Origin of the sequence: Paracoccus sp. TRP, from assembly GCF_000185925.1 — a bacterium.
GTDB classification, from domain to species: Bacteria; Pseudomonadota; Alphaproteobacteria; order Rhodobacterales; family Rhodobacteraceae; genus Paracoccus; species Paracoccus kondratievae.
In genome coordinates, this window is sequence record NZ_AEPN01000035.1 from 1 (window position 1) to 13,772 (window position 13,772).

The window sequence follows — 13,772 nt, forward strand, 5'->3', positions numbered from 1 at the left end:
GGGAACCTTGAATGACGATCAGGTCTGGCGCGGTGCCGCGGCGCGGCGCAGGCGATCATTGATCGCCGCGCCCAACCCATGCTCGGGCACCGGCGCGACGGCAAGGGGGCGGCCTGCCTCATCCGCGCGGCGCAAAAGATCGAAAAGCCGTGCGGCCGCCTCGGTCAGATCACCGCTTTCGCTTAGCGTCATCTCGCCCGTTACTGACCCGAAGCCGATCAAAAGCTCACCCGGCAAGGCCTTGTCGGCGTTCAGCCGCAGGCTGGCGCGCGGGGCATAATGGCTGGTCAGTTGCCCCGGCGCATTCGGCGCATCGGGATTGGCGACGGGGTGCAACAGGGGCTGACCCAGCACGGCCTCGATCTCTTCGGCGGCGACGCCTCCGGGGCGCAGCAGGGCCGCGCGGCCTTCGGTCCAGCCAACGATGGTCGATTCGACTCCCACCGGGCAGGCCCCGGCATCCAGCACCGCCGCGATACGCCCGCCAAGCCCGGTGTCAGGATCAGCGACATGTGCCGCCGTGGTCGGGCTGACCCGGCCCGAGGGATTGGCAGAGGGCGCGGCCAAGGGTCCGTCAAACGTACGCAACAGCTCTTGCGCCGCTGGATGGGCGGGCACGCGAATCGCCACGGTGCTGAGCCCTGCCGTGACAAGCGAGGCGATGCCCGAATCTTCGCGCAGCGGCAGCACCAGCGTCAGCGCGCCCGGCCAGAACCTGTGCGCCAACGCCAGTGCCTCGGGTCCAAGGACCGCGATACGTCCGGCCGCAGCAATATCCGGCAGATGGACGATCAGCGGATTAAAGGACGGACGGCCCTTGGCCTCATAAATACGCGCAACGGCAAGGGGGTTGCGCGCATCGCCGGCAAGGCCATAGACCGTCTCGGTCGGGATGGCGACCAGTTCGCCCCGCGCCAGCAGTTCGGCCGCGGCGCGCAGCCCCCGAAGGTCATGACCTAGTATCTCGGTATGCATTCGTTACGTCGGGTTGTGGTTGATGGGCGTGGGCCCACAAATATGATCGAGACCCAAAGGATCAGTTACGCGCCGCAACAGGGTTTGCCAAGGCGCCAGAGGGAGACAGCGCGGATGGCCTATCAAGCCCCGGTCGAACAGATCGAGTTCATCCTGAACAGGATCGTGTCCTTTCCGGACCTGTCCGCCACCACACGCTTTGCCGAAGCAACAGCCGAGACCGCGACCGCGATCCTGACCGAGGCGGGCAAGCTTGCGACCGAGGTAATCGCACCGGTGAACCGCGCGGGCGACCTGACCCCTGCCCGGCTTGAAAACGGCAAGCTGCGCTCTTCGCCCGGCTATGCCGAGGCATTTCGCGCGCTGGCCGAGGGCGGCTGGATCGGCCTTGCCGCCAACCCCGAATATGGCGGCATGGGCCTGCCGCAATCGCTGAACATGGCGGTAAACGAGATGGTCGCTTCGGGCTGTCTTGCGCTGCAACTGAACCCGCTGCTGACGCAGGGCCAGATCGAGGCGCTGGAACATCACGGCAGTGATGAGCTTAAGGCGCTTTACCTGCCGCGGCTGATCTCGGGCGAATGGTCGGGAACGATGAACCTGACCGAGCCTCAGGCCGGTTCGGATGTTGGCGCCCTGACCACCCGCGCCGAACGCGCCGGGGACGGCACCTATCGTATCACCGGGCAAAAAATCTTTATCACCTGGGGCGACAGCGATGTGACCGAGAATGTCTGCCACCTGGTCCTTGCCCGACTGCCCGACGGCGGGCCGGGTACACGCGGCATCAGCCTGTTCATGGTACCGAAACTCATCCCCGACGAAAACGGCAATCCGGGCGTTGCAAACGATCTGCGCACCGTCAGCCTTGAACACAAGCTGGGCATCCACGGCAGCCCGACCTGCGTGATGAGCTTTGAGGGCGCGAAAGGCTGGCTCGTGGGCGAAGAACACAAGGGCATGGCCGCCATGTTCACGATGATGAACGCCGCCCGGCTGGGCGTCGGCGTGCAGGGCGTCGCACAGGCCGAGGCCGCCTTGCAGCAGGCCACAGCCTATGCCGCCGAGCGGGTGCAGATGGGTCCGATCATCCGCCATCCCGATGTGCGCCGGATGCTTGCCACCTCGCGCGCCGAGGTCTTTGCCGCCCGCGCGATCTGTCTTGGCTGCGCGGTGGCGCTGGATATGGCGCGCGCCACTGGGCAAGAGGAATGGGCCGCGCGCGCGGCCTTTCTGACCCCGATCGCCAAAGCCCATGGCACCGATGTCGGCATTCGCATTGCCGATACCGCGGTACAGGTTCATGGCGGCATGGGCTTTATCGAGGAAACCGGCGCGGCCCAATATCTGCGCGACGTCCGCATCACCGCGATCTACGAAGGCACGAACGGCATTCAGGCCATGGATCTGGTCGGCCGCAAACTGTCGGACGGCGGAGCGGCGGCAATGGCGCTGCTGGACGAGATCCTTGATGGGGCAAAGGCCGCGCAGCCAGCCGAACCGGATCTTGCCAATCAGGTCTGGCAGGCCGCCGAAACCCTGCGCGAAGCGACGCAAGAGCTGCTGGGTCTCGATATGGCCGACCGTTTCGCCGGCGCGGTGCCTTATCTTTCGGCCTTTGCCAGGGTGCTTGGCGCGCATTACCACCTGCGCGCGGCAACCCAGGGCGGCAACAAGCCTCTGGCCCGCATCTATATCACCCGCATCCTGCCGCAGTTTTCTGCCGATCTGGCCGCCGCCCGCGCCGGTGTCTCGGACCTTGAGGCGCTTGACGACGCAGCCCTGTCAGGCCAGATGGCCGGGTGATACGCAGCGAGACACATAATCCCCCACCCGAGGGCGAGGCGCATGAAATCGCCCCGGGTGCGTTCTGGTTACAGCTGCCCCTGCCATTCAAGCCCGATACAGTGAATGTCTATGCCTTTCACGATGCGGATGGCTGGACGGTGGTGGATACGGGTCTGGATACCCGGCGGACGCGCGCAATCTGGCAAGGCATCCTGCAAGGGCCGCTTGCCGGGGCACCGGTGCGCCGGCTGATTGCTACCCATCACCACATCGACCATATCGGCCTTGCCGGGTGGTTTCTTTCACAGGGGGCCGAGCTGTGGACCTCGCGCACGGCATGGCTGACCGCGCGCATGGGCATTCTTGACGTGCAAGAGCGCCCGACCCCGCAGGCCATCGCCTTTTGGCGCCGCGCAGGTATGCCACCCGAACTGATCGAGGAACGCAGCCACGAACGTCCCTTTAACAGCGCCGATGTCTGCGCGCCCCTGCCCCCCGGCTATCGCCGCCTGCACGAGGGACAGGAGATCGCCTTTGGCGGGCGGCGCTGGGTGGTACGCATGGGGCACGGCCACGCGCCCGAACATGTCACGCTATGGTCGCTCAACGACGATCTGGTGATCGGCGGAGATCAGATGCTGGCGACCATCTCGCCCAATCTCGGCGTCTATCCGACCGAGCCCGAGGCCGATACCGTCGGCGACTGGCTGGAAAGCTGCGACCGGCTGGCGCAGTTCGCCCGGCCTGACCAGCTGATTCTGCCCGGCCACAAGTTGCCTTATCGCGGGCTGCCGACCCGGCTGCGCCAGCTGGCCGAGAATCAGCGCGCCGCGCTTGACCGTCTGGTCGAGGGACTGCAGCACGAGCCGCTGACCGTGGTGGGGTGCTTTCCCCTGCTCTATCGCCGCCCGATCGCCAAGCCCGAATTCGGCCTGGCACTGGCCGAGGCAGTCGGACACATCAACCACCTGCATGCCACAGGCCGGGTGTGGCCGGTGGGCAAGACTGAGGGCGGAGCGGTGCTCTGGGGGGCGTGACACGGCCTCGACCTTGCGCTATCCCTGCGCCAGACGCATCGTATCGTTCACGGACAGGATCATGGCCTCGCATCACGAAATCACCGATCACAAACACGGCGAAATGGACATCCGTCATCAGCAGGCGACCTTTGCCGGCTTCATCAAGGCTTCGACCTGGGTTGGTGCCCTGGCCATTGTCGTGCTGGTGTTCCTGGCGCTGACCAACGCTTGAACCTGACCGGGGAAAATCGAACATGCAAAGGCGTGCCTTCCTTGCGCTGGGGCTGCCAGCCGTGCTTGCGGCCTGCGGAGCCGACAACAAATGGGCCAGCGACGAAGCCGTCCGGCGCGCCCGCTATGTCTCGAATGAGCCTCCTTCGATCACGCTGTTCAGCGTCATCGGCATCCCGCGTGGCGAGGGCGGGCATTCCGCGCTGATGATCAACGGCAGCCAGCGGGTGATCTATGACCCCGCCGGCAGCTGGGAACACCCCGCGATCCCCGAACGCCATGACGTGCTGTACGGGATCACCCCGAACTTCAAGAATTTCTACATCGATTACCACGCCCGCTCGACCTATTGGGTGGCCGAGGACACGGTGCAGGTGCCGCTGGCCATCGCCGATGCCGCGATCCGCTCGGTCGAGCAGCAGGGTGCCGCGAACAAAAGCTTCTGCGCCGTCAACACCGGTCAGGCATTGCGCCGCGTTCCGGGCTTTGAGGGTGCACCGACCGGCTTTTCGGTGACCAAGCTGCGCAACTGGTTCCTGACCCTGCCCGGCGTCACCTCAAAACGCCATATGGACGGCGATCCGGCCAATAACCATGACGTGCTTTTGCGCCAGAAAAGCGGCGTAATCGCCGGTTATGGCAAGGACGGCCAGCTTCACGCCATGAAATAAAGCGCGGTGTAAAGGACGGTCATCCCGGCAAGGATGGCCGCCAGCACGTTGCGCGTCAGCACCCCTACCGCCACGGCTGCAACCGCCGCAATCATCCGCGCGGGGTCGGGTTCGCCATGCGTCGCCGCAGGCCAGACGACCAGTGGCGCGACAATAGCCGGCAGCACGCCCACCGCCGTATAACGCAGCATCCGCTGGGCCCAGATCGGCATCGGCCGGCTGCCAAAGATACCCAGAAAGGACCAGCGCAGCCCATAGGTCCCCAGCCCCACCGCCACAATGATCAGCCAGATCGTCGAGTCACTGTAGCCGGTCACAGGCGCGCTCCGTTTCTGCGCTCCATAAGCGCCTCGACCACGGCGCCGGTGATCATGGCAAGCGGTGCCGCAACGAACAGCCCCAGCCCTGAGGGCAGGAAGGCAAAGATCAGCGAACCCACAACGGCAACCAGCGCCGCCGCGACATGGGCGGGGGTGCGCAGCATGGGCGAGATCAGCGCCAGAAAGGTGATCGGCATGGCGAAATCCAGCGCCCAGTCCTCGGGGATGGATTTGCCCAGCCAAAAGCCCAGCAGCATCGCCACCACCCATACCGGGCAGGTTGCCAGCACCGAGCCAAGGAAATAGCCGACACGCTGATCAATGCTCAGCCGCGGGTGCTTTTCGTAATGCTGGATCGACAGCGCATAGCTTTGGTCGATCAGCGCATAGGCGATCCACGCCCGGTCACGCGGCCGCGCCGCGCCCAGCCATGGCACAAGCGAAGCCGAATACATCGCCATGCGCAGATTGACCGCGATGGCCGACACGATGATGACCAGCACCGGCGCATGATCGGTCAGCAACTGGACGGCAGTGAACTGCGAGGCCCCGGCCAGTACCAGCACCGTAAAGCCGACGGTCTGTGCCAGATCCAGCCCCGCCTCAGATGCGACGACGCCGAAAAGCATGCCAAAAGGCATAAGCACAAGGATAAAGGGCAGCGCCTGCAAAAACCCGTGGCGCACGCATTGTGCGGGGCTGCGCTGCAGGGCGCGGCTCTGTTCGGGGGACAGATGGGGACTGGCCGCAAGTTCGGCTTGCGCGGACATGATGAAACTGGCTCGAGATAACGTTATGGCTGGCCGCACCTTCGCCAAAACCGCGAGCCGATACAAGGACCGAAAATCAGGACCCGAATGCCCGGACCACTGACCCCACCCCGTATCTTGCGCGGCATCCCCGATGAATTGCAGGGCGCTGTGGCGGCGCTCTACTGGCGTCATTTCGGTGCGCAGATCTCGCCCCTGCCTGCCCGGGCGCGACAGGGCGTTGCGCTGATCCGTACCGCCATGCGGCCCGGACAGGCGCTTGTCGCCCTGTCCCCGGCAGGCCGCCTTGTCGGGGTCGCGGGACTGCGCGATGCGAATGGCGGCTTCCTCAGCCCGGACGCCGGGGGCTTTGTTGCCGCATGGGGTCCGTTTGGCGGACGACTGCGGCATCTGACGACAGCACTGTATCTTGGCGGGGGTGAGACGACGGATCTGGTACTGGACGGGGTCGCGGTGCGGCCAGAGTGGCGGCGGCGCGGCATCGCCCGCGCTTTGGTCAAAGCCGCTGCCGCCCATGCTCGCGAATTTGGGTATCCTGCCCTGAGGGCCGAGGTTCATGCCCGGAACCACGCCGCACTGGCTGCATGGCAGGCGATCGGGTTTCGGCACCTCGGGCGGGAAAGACTGGGCTGGCCATGGTCGGCCCCTGCCCATGTTCTACGGATGGCCGTCTAGGCGTCGCCTTCGGCCTGTGCCTCTTCCGCACTCTCGTCCCGGCCCAGCATACCGGTTACTTGCGCAAGCAGCGTAAAGGCCCGGCCCGAGCGGCTTTCAGCCAGCGCCGCCAACAGCTGCGGATCGCTGTCCTGAACCTTACGGCTTAACAGGCGGTCGAAATGGCGCAGAAAGTGATGGGCCACATCGCGAAAGACTTCGTCGCTGCGCAGCATGGTACCGGCGGTGGCAAGCGCGGTCTCATCACGGATCGTAGCCAGCTCAGCCACCGCCTCTCCGCGTGCGCCCTCGGCAAAACGGCGCCACAGGGCGGGGTCGGCCTCGGCCAGTTCAAGCTCATCCATATAAACGCCCTGACCGGCCAGCAGCGTGACGACATCCTGTGCGGCGCGGATCAGCCGGGCCATCCCGGGATCAGCAAGCGCCAGGCGCAGGCTGCGAATCGCCTCGCGGTCCTCGGGGCCGTCAGGAAAATTCAGGGCGTAGAAAAGTTCGGTCGCGGTCAATTCGGTCGCGGGGGGCGAATCAAGCTCCAGCGAGGCCTGGCGCGCATCCGCTGCCGGGCGCGGCGCGGGTGGGACGGCGCTGCGGCGTGGGGTCCGGCGCGGCTCGGCATCATGGCGATCGGCGGGGATGCCGAGGTCTGACGGGTCCTGACCCTGCATGCGGGCCAGGATGGTGCGCAGCTCTTCGGCCTCGTGGCGCAGCGCCAGAAGGCTGCGTGCCGACCAGACCGCCAGCCAGATCAACGCCAGCGGCAAAAGCAGACCGACCAGCCAGACCGGCCAGCCCGCGCCGCCTTCAGAATCGGAGCCGATCAGCGCGAAAAGCCCAGCCAAGGCCAGCCATGCAACACTTGCCGCCGCACCGGCGATCAGCAAGCGGTTGCGGGCCTGTTCGACCGCGACCCGGCGCAGAGCGTCAAGCGAATCCATGCGCCCCGCCCCACCGGTCAGACATAACGGACCGAAATGATCTCATAGGATTTCTCACCGCCAGGGGTCACCACCTCGACGCTGTCGCCCTCTTCCTTGCCGATCAGGGCACGGGCCAAGGGCGAGCGGATGTTCAAAAGGCCGCGCTCCAGATCCGCCTCGGCCTCGCCGACGACCTGATAGGTGCGCTCTTCTTCGGTGTCCTCGTCAAGCAGCGTGACGGTCGCACCGAACTTGATGCTGCCGCTCAGCTTTGAGGGGTCGATGACCTCGGCCCGCGACAGGATCACCTCAAGCTCTTTGATACGGCCTTCGACAAAGCTCTGCTTTTCGCGCGCTGCATGGTATTCGGCGTTTTCCGACAGATCGCCATGCTCCCGGGCCTCGGCGATGGCGCGGATCACCGCAGGACGCTGAACCGAGCGCAATTCGCGCAGTTCCTCATCCAGCTGGTCATAGCCCGCGCGGGTCATCGGTATCTTTTCCATTCCAGTCCTTCCGGTCGCAGCCAGGCGACCCCAGTCAACGCGAAACAAGGTGTTGGAACGCCCCCGGCCTTTGGCCGAGGGCGCCCGCTGAAAAATCCGCCGGCATCGTGTATCGTTCCGATCTTTCTTGCAAGCCCCGCCGCCAGTACTCTGCAAGAGGCCGCCTAAGAAGAGGTCGCAGTTTGATTATGCTGCGTCGCGTTACGATTGCCCGCAAGATTATTACGCGCTAGGTGTGCAACGCAGATTCACGAGCCAGGGATAACTGAGGGGCCGAGCCATGTCTGAAATCGTCCGCGAGTCGATGGAATATGATGTCGTTATCGTTGGCGGTGGGCCTGCCGGCCTTTCTGCTGCGATCCGGCTGAAGCAGATCAACCCCGAACTGTCGGTGGTGCTGCTTGAGAAGGGGTCCGAGATCGGGGCACATATTCTGTCGGGTGCGGTGCTGGACCCCTCGGGGCTGGACCGGCTGATCCCCGACTGGCGCGAAAAAGGTGCTCCGATCTCGACCGAGGTCATCGAGGATAACTTCTATATCCTTGGCGAACAGGGCCAGGTGCGGGTTCCGAACTGGCCGATGCCGCCCCTGATGAACAACCACGGCAAATATATCGTTTCGATGGGCAATGTCTGCCGCTGGCTTGCCGAACAGGCCGAAGCGCTGGAGGTCGAGATCTTCCCCGGCATGGCCTGTTCGCAACTGGTCTATGAGGGCGACCGCGTCGTCGGCGTCGTTGCGGGTGAAATGGGGCTTGAGGCCGACGGCACCCCCGGCCCGTCCTATGAGCCCGGCATGGAACTGCGCGGCAAATATGTGCTGATCGCCGAGGGCGTGCGCGGCAGTCTCGCCAAGGAGCTGATCAATAAATACAGCCTCTCTGCCGGGCATGAACCGCAGAAATTCGGCATCGGCATGAAAGAGATCTGGGAGATCGAGCCCTCCAAGGCCAGGCCGGGCAAGGTCACCCACACGATGGGCTGGCCGCTGGGCAAAAACGCAGGCGGCGGCAGCTTCATCTATCACCTTGAGGGTAATCAGGTGCTTGTCGGCTTTGTCGTCCACCTGAACTACGCCAACCCGCACCTTTATCCTTATATGGAGTTCCAGCGGTTCAAGCATCATCCGCTGGTCGCTGACCTGCTCGAAGGCGGCAAGCGCGTCGCCTATGGTGCCCGCGCGATTTCCGAGGGCGGCTGGCAGTCGATCCCGAAACTGACTGTCCCGGGGGCGGCTCTGCTTGGCTGTTCGGCCGGTCTGGTGAACGTGCCGCGCATCAAGGGCAACCACAACGCCATGCTGTCGGGCATCGCCGCAGCCGAGGCCGCAGCCGCCGCCATCGCCGCGGGCCGCGCGGGCGACGAGCTTGCCGAATATGAGGCCGACGTCCGTTCGGGTCCCATCGCCCGCGATCTCAAGCCGGTGCGCAACGTCAAGCCGATCTGGTCGAAACTGGGCCTTTGGGCCAGCCTTGCGCTTGGCGGCTTTGACATGTGGGTGGCAAACCTGACCGGCTGGAACCCCCTTGGCACCTGGAAACACGGCAAGACGGATGCCGAGGCAACCGGCAAGGCGGCCGATTTCCAGCCCATCGAATATCCCAGGCCTGACGGGAAGCTGTCCTTTGACCGGCTGACCAACGTGGCGTTTTCCTTTACCAACCACGAGGAAAGCCAGCCCTGTCACCTGAAGCTCAAGGACCCCTCGGTACCGATTGCGGTGAACCTGCCGCTTTATGCCGAGCCGGCGCAACGCTATTGCCCGGCCGGGGTCTATGAGATGCTTGATGGGCCAGAAGGGCCGCGCTTCCAGATCAACTTCCAGAACTGCGTCCACTGCAAGACCTGCGACATCAAGGATCCCAGCCAGAACATCAACTGGACAACACCACAAGGCGGCGACGGACCAAACTACCCGAATATGTGATCGCACATAGGTGCGACATGCCTGCCGCAGCGTTGCCCATCGACGCTGCGGCGGCTAGGGTTCAGCGCAAACTGCCTAGACATGGGCCCAAGCCGTGACCACAAGACTGATCCCGCTGGCGCTGATCGCGCTGACCGCCGCGCCGCTGCCTCAGGGCGCCGCCATGGCTGCCCCCCTGCTTGCTCAGGCCGAAGCCCCCGCCGCGCCGGACAGTGAGCGGCCGGCCCACCGCCCCGAGCCCCCCGCGCCTGAAATTCGCGGGCTGGCCGGTCCCTATCTGGCGGCGCGCATGGCCGCGATCCAGAACGACTTTTCCACCGCCGCCGACTATTACCTGCAGGCACTGGCCCATGCAGACAGCGACCCCTATCTGCAGGACAGCGCCCTAGTCGCGCTGATCTCGACCGGCGAGATGGAGCGGGCCACTGCGCTTGCCGTCACCATGTCCGATCAGGGCCGCGCCACCGATCTGGCCAAGCTGGTCCAGCGCACCGAAATGGCGCGCACCGGGCGCTGGGACGCACTTGTCTCGGCCATCGGGGATGTGCCCGCGTCCCGTGGAGGCGATACGTCCGACGGCACCGTGCTCGTCGATGGGCTGATGCACGCCTGGGCGCAGCTTGGTTCCGGCCGCGCCGGCGAATCGCTAACCGAGTTCAAGCAGCTGACCAAGCTGCGCGGCGCAGCTTCGATGGTGAACTACCATCTGGCGTTGGCCAAGGCGCAGGTCGGCGACTTTGAAGGGGCCGAGCTGCTGCTGGCTGATCCCGCGACCGGCGCCCATATTCTGGGCATCATCGCGCATGCGCAGGTGCTGTCGCAGCTGGAACGCAACCGCGACGCCATCGCCATGCTTGAGGAAACCCCCGGCTTTGCCGAAGAGCCCTATCTCGTGGCGCTGCGCGACCGGTTGGCCAAGGGCGAGACGCTGCCCTTTGAATCAGTGCGCACCCCGGCTGACGGGATCGCGCAGGTCTTTCTGACCTTCGGCTCGGTTCTGGCCAGCAGCGATGAGCCTGACCCGCTGGCGCTGATCCATGCCCGGCTGGCCGAATATCTTGCCCCCGATCTGGGCGAGGCACGGTTGCTTGCCGCCCAGCTTTTGCAAGGATTCGGCCAGTTTGACCTTGCCGAACGCGAATTCGAAGAGCTGCGCGAACAGGGCGAAATGCGCCCAATCGCCGAACTGTCGCGCATCGACGCGCTGGCCCGCGCCGACCGGCTGGCCGATGCTGAAAAAGCAACTCTGGCGCTGACCGCCACCCATCCCGAGCTGGCTCAGGGCTGGATCGCGCTTGGTGACATCCTGCGCCAGCAGGACAAGTTCAGTCAGGCCATCCCGGCCTATGACAAGGCGCTCAGCCTTCTGGGCGAGGACAACCCCGAGGCACGCTGGTTCCCGCTTTATGCGCGTGGCATCGCGCTGGAACGCTCGGGCCAGTTCACCAAAGCCGAGGCCGATTTCCGCGCCGCACTGAAAATTCGTCCTGATTCGGCGCAGGTGCTGAACTATCTGGGCTACAGCCTCGTCGATCGTAACGAAAAACTGGAAGAGGCGCTCAAGCTGATCCAGCGCGCGGTCGATCTGCGGCCTACTGACGGCTATATCCTTGATTCGCTGGCCTGGGCCTATTTCCGCCTTGGCCGCTATCAAGAGGCCGTCGCACCGATGGAGCGGGCGGTTGCGGCCATGGCCAGCGATGCGCTGGTCAACGACCATATGGGCGACATTTACTGGATGGCCGGCCGTCACCGCGAGGCCGAGATCCAGTGGCGCCGCGCCCTGTCGCTGAAGCCCGAGACCGAGGACGAGGCCCGCCGCATCCGCGCCAAGCTGGAACGCGGCCTTGACGCCGTGCTCGAAGAGGAAAAGGCCAACGGCGGCAAGCTGCCCGAAGTTCATGCCCCGCCGGAACCGACCCGGGCCGAGTGACCATGCCCCTGACCCGGCGCGAGGCGGCCCCCGCCAAGCTGAACCTGACCCTGCATGTCACCGGACGCCGCCCGGACGGTTATCACCTGCTTGATTCGCTGGTGGTGTTTCTTGAGTTGGGCGATGTGGTCACGGTCGCTCCGGGTCCGCTGTCGCTCAGTCTGACCGGCCCCTTTGCCCAGGGTCTTGCGGCCGAACCGGACAACCTTTGCCTGCGCGCCGCGCGACTGGCTGGACGCGAGGCGCGGATCACGCTGGAAAAGAACCTGCCCGTCGCCTCGGGCATCGGCGGCGGCTCGGCTGATGCGGCGGCCGTGCTGCGCGCGCTCGATGCCCGGCCCGAGCGGCTGGAGATGCTGGGTGCCGACGTTCCCGCCTGTCTTGCCAGCCGTCCGGTGCGGATGCAGGGCCTTGGCGAGATCCTGACACCGCTGCCTGCCTTGCCCCCCCTGCATGTGGTGCTGGTCAATCCCGGCGCGGCCATGTCCACCCCCGCCGTATTCAAGGCGCTTGGGCAACGGGACAACCCACCCATGCCCAAGCATCTGCCCGATTTCACCAATGCTGAGGCGCTTGTCGATTTTCTGCGCGACTGCCGCAATGATCTGGAAGCTCCGGCCATCGCGCTTATGCCCAGGATTGCGAATTGTCTGGCCGCGATCCGGGACACCGACGCACTGCTTGCCCGCATGTCGGGATCGGGCGCGACCTGCTTTGGCCTGTTCGCCAGCGCCGCCGATGCAAAGGCTGCCCGCGACCGCATCTTGGGGACGAATCCTGACTGGTGGGTGGCCGCGTCTGGACTTGCGCCGGCAAAGTTCTACCCTGCCGTAAAATCCACAAGGGGAACATCATGCTGCGCCTTGGCGTCAACATCGACCACGTCGCCACCATCCGCAACGCCCGCGGCACGCCCTGGCCCGATCCGGTCCGGGCCGCGAGGCTGGCCGAGAAGGCCGGCGCCGACGGTATCACCGCCCATCTGCGCGAGGACCGGCGTCATATCTCGGACACAGATATCGACCGGCTGATGGAAACGCTGAGCCTGCCGCTGAACCTTGAGATGGCGGCTACTGCGGAAATGCAGGCCATCGCGCTGCGCCACCGTCCCCATGCCGTCTGCATCGTCCCCGAAAAACGCGAAGAGCGTACTACCGAGGGCGGGCTCGATGTGGCCGGAAACGAGGCCTGCCTTGCCGATTTCATCGCCCCCTTGCGCGATGCCGGCTGCCGCGTTTCGCTGTTCATCGGGCATGAGCCCGCGCAGATCGAGGCCGCCGCCCGCATCGGCGCAGCAGTCGTGGAGCTGCACACGGGTGCCTATTGCGACTATGATACCGAAGGCCGGCTGAGCGAGCGCGATCAAGAGCTTGAGGCTCTGCGTAAGGCGGCGGTGCAAGCCCACGGGCTGGGGCTTGAGGTTCATGCCGGCCACGGCCTGACCTTTGACACTGTCGGCCCGATCGCCGCGATCCCCGAACTGCGCGAACTGAACATCGGCCATTTCCTGATCGCCGAATCGGTCTTTCTGGGTCTTGGTCAGGCGATCCGTGAAATGCGCGAGCGCATGGACGCTGCGCGCGGCTGACACGCCCATGAAGGAGCTATCAGGCGCATGATTCTTGGCATAGGCTCGGATCTTTGCAACATCGACCGCATCGCCGGGGTGCTTGAGCGCCACGGCGACCGCTTTCGCCGCCGCGTGTTTACCGACAGGGAACTGGCGCTTGCCAGCCGCCGCCGACATGAGGCAGCGACGCTTGCAAAACGCTGGGCCGCCAAGGAAGCCTGCTCAAAGGCGCTGGGAACCGGGCTCGCCATGGGGATTTCCTGGCGGGACATGGCGGTCAGAAACCTGCGGACCGGCCAGCCGACGATGGAGCTGACCGGCTGGGCGGCCGAGCGGCTGGCCGCGATGACCCCGCCCGGCCATCACGCACATGTGCATGTGACGCTGACCGATGACCACCCCTGGGCGCAGGCTTTCGTGGTGATCGAGGCGCTTCCCGACAGCGTGAAGCCTGCCACGGGTTGACTTTG

At 65.3% G+C, this 13,772-nt stretch carries 14 protein-coding genes and 1 pseudogene; 10 read left to right on the forward strand and 5 right to left on the reverse strand.

The genetic code is table 11. The annotated features are described in order from the left end of the window. Positions 1-18 precede the first annotated feature (18 nt). A complete protein-coding gene (locus PARACOCCUSGL_RS0115410; RefSeq protein ID WP_010398429.1) occupies positions 19-975 on the reverse strand; it encodes an L-threonylcarbamoyladenylate synthase in 957 nt (318 codons plus the stop codon). Positions 976-1,089: 114 nt separating this feature from the next. On the opposite strand from PARACOCCUSGL_RS0115410, the gene PARACOCCUSGL_RS0115415 reads away from it, so the two are divergent. The 4 genes from PARACOCCUSGL_RS0115415 to PARACOCCUSGL_RS0115430 all read left to right on the forward strand — a co-directional run bounded on the left by PARACOCCUSGL_RS0115415 (position 1,090) and on the right by PARACOCCUSGL_RS0115430 (position 4,684). Next, positions 1,090-2,781 (forward strand): acyl-CoA dehydrogenase, encoded by a 1,692-nt coding sequence (locus PARACOCCUSGL_RS0115415; protein ID WP_010398430.1) that lies wholly within the window; start codon positions 1,090-1,092, stop codon positions 2,779-2,781. Then, positions 2,778-3,800, forward strand: coding sequence for an MBL fold metallo-hydrolase (locus tag PARACOCCUSGL_RS0115420; RefSeq protein WP_010398432.1), 1,023 nt, complete (start codon positions 2,778-2,780; stop codon positions 3,798-3,800). The genes PARACOCCUSGL_RS0115415 and PARACOCCUSGL_RS0115420 overlap by 4 nt, the downstream gene beginning before the upstream one ends. A 61-nt stretch (positions 3,801-3,861) precedes the next feature. Then, positions 3,862-4,014: an aa3-type cytochrome c oxidase subunit IV gene (locus tag PARACOCCUSGL_RS0115425; protein WP_010398435.1), complete on the forward strand. Its 153-nt coding sequence runs from the start codon at positions 3,862-3,864 to the stop codon at positions 4,012-4,014. A gap of 22 nt (positions 4,015-4,036) precedes the next feature. Continuing rightward, entirely contained in the window at positions 4,037-4,684 is a 648-nt protein-coding gene (locus PARACOCCUSGL_RS0115430) for a hypothetical protein (protein ID WP_010398437.1), read from the forward strand. On the opposite strand, the gene PARACOCCUSGL_RS0115435 is transcribed toward PARACOCCUSGL_RS0115430, so the two are convergent. Both PARACOCCUSGL_RS0115435 and PARACOCCUSGL_RS0115440 read right to left on the reverse strand, forming a co-directional pair. After that, positions 4,669-5,001 (reverse strand): AzlD domain-containing protein, encoded by a 333-nt coding sequence (locus PARACOCCUSGL_RS0115435; protein ID WP_010398440.1) that lies wholly within the window; start codon positions 4,999-5,001, stop codon positions 4,669-4,671. The genes PARACOCCUSGL_RS0115430 and PARACOCCUSGL_RS0115435 overlap by 16 nt on opposite strands. Continuing rightward, positions 4,998-5,774 (reverse strand): AzlC family ABC transporter permease, encoded by a 777-nt coding sequence (locus tag PARACOCCUSGL_RS0115440; protein WP_010398443.1) that lies wholly within the window; start codon positions 5,772-5,774, stop codon positions 4,998-5,000. The genes PARACOCCUSGL_RS0115435 and PARACOCCUSGL_RS0115440 overlap by 4 nt, the downstream gene beginning before the upstream one ends. A gap of 87 nt (positions 5,775-5,861) precedes the next feature. Here PARACOCCUSGL_RS0115440 and PARACOCCUSGL_RS0115445 point away from each other — a divergent pair, with 87 nt between their 5' ends. Further along, the gene (locus PARACOCCUSGL_RS0115445; protein ID WP_010398445.1) at positions 5,862-6,449 is read left to right on the forward strand and encodes an N-acetyltransferase; all 588 of its coding nucleotides are present in this window, start codon (positions 5,862-5,864) and stop codon (positions 6,447-6,449) included. On the opposite strand, the gene PARACOCCUSGL_RS0115450 is transcribed toward PARACOCCUSGL_RS0115445, so the two are convergent. Further along, positions 6,446-7,384, reverse strand: coding sequence for a hypothetical protein (locus tag PARACOCCUSGL_RS0115450; RefSeq protein ID WP_010398447.1), 939 nt, complete (start codon positions 7,382-7,384; stop codon positions 6,446-6,448). The two genes, PARACOCCUSGL_RS0115445 and PARACOCCUSGL_RS0115450, sit on opposite strands and share 4 nt — an antisense overlap. 17 nt (positions 7,385-7,401) lie before the next feature. Then, the gene (gene greA / locus PARACOCCUSGL_RS0115455; RefSeq protein ID WP_010398449.1) at positions 7,402-7,872 is read right to left on the reverse strand and encodes a transcription elongation factor GreA; all 471 of its coding nucleotides are present in this window, start codon (positions 7,870-7,872) and stop codon (positions 7,402-7,404) included. Between the two features lie 280 nt (positions 7,873-8,152). Here greA and PARACOCCUSGL_RS0115460 point away from each other — a divergent pair, with 280 nt between their 5' ends. From PARACOCCUSGL_RS0115460 to acpS, 5 genes and pseudogenes are all read left to right on the forward strand, one after another. After that, complete coding sequence (locus PARACOCCUSGL_RS0115460) at positions 8,153-9,799, forward strand: electron transfer flavoprotein-ubiquinone oxidoreductase (RefSeq protein WP_010398451.1); 1,647 nt, start codon at positions 8,153-8,155, stop codon at positions 9,797-9,799. 94 nt (positions 9,800-9,893) lie between these two features. Next, positions 9,894-11,732, forward strand: a complete 1,839-nt coding sequence (locus tag PARACOCCUSGL_RS0115465) for a tetratricopeptide repeat protein (RefSeq protein ID WP_010398452.1) — start codon at positions 9,894-9,896, stop codon at positions 11,730-11,732. A gap of 2 nt (positions 11,733-11,734) precedes the next feature. Then, a pseudogene (locus tag PARACOCCUSGL_RS20715) lies at positions 11,735-12,526 on the forward strand (4-(cytidine 5'-diphospho)-2-C-methyl-D-erythritol kinase); the annotation flags it as partial. Between the two features lie 59 nt (positions 12,527-12,585). Next, the gene (locus tag PARACOCCUSGL_RS20720; RefSeq protein ID WP_040602219.1) at positions 12,586-13,320 is read left to right on the forward strand and encodes a pyridoxine 5'-phosphate synthase; all 735 of its coding nucleotides are present in this window, start codon (positions 12,586-12,588) and stop codon (positions 13,318-13,320) included. Between the two features lie 27 nt (positions 13,321-13,347). Next, a complete protein-coding gene (gene acpS, locus PARACOCCUSGL_RS0115480; protein WP_010398461.1) occupies positions 13,348-13,767 on the forward strand; it encodes a holo-ACP synthase in 420 nt (139 codons plus the stop codon). The last annotated feature ends 5 nt before the right edge of the window (positions 13,768-13,772 follow it).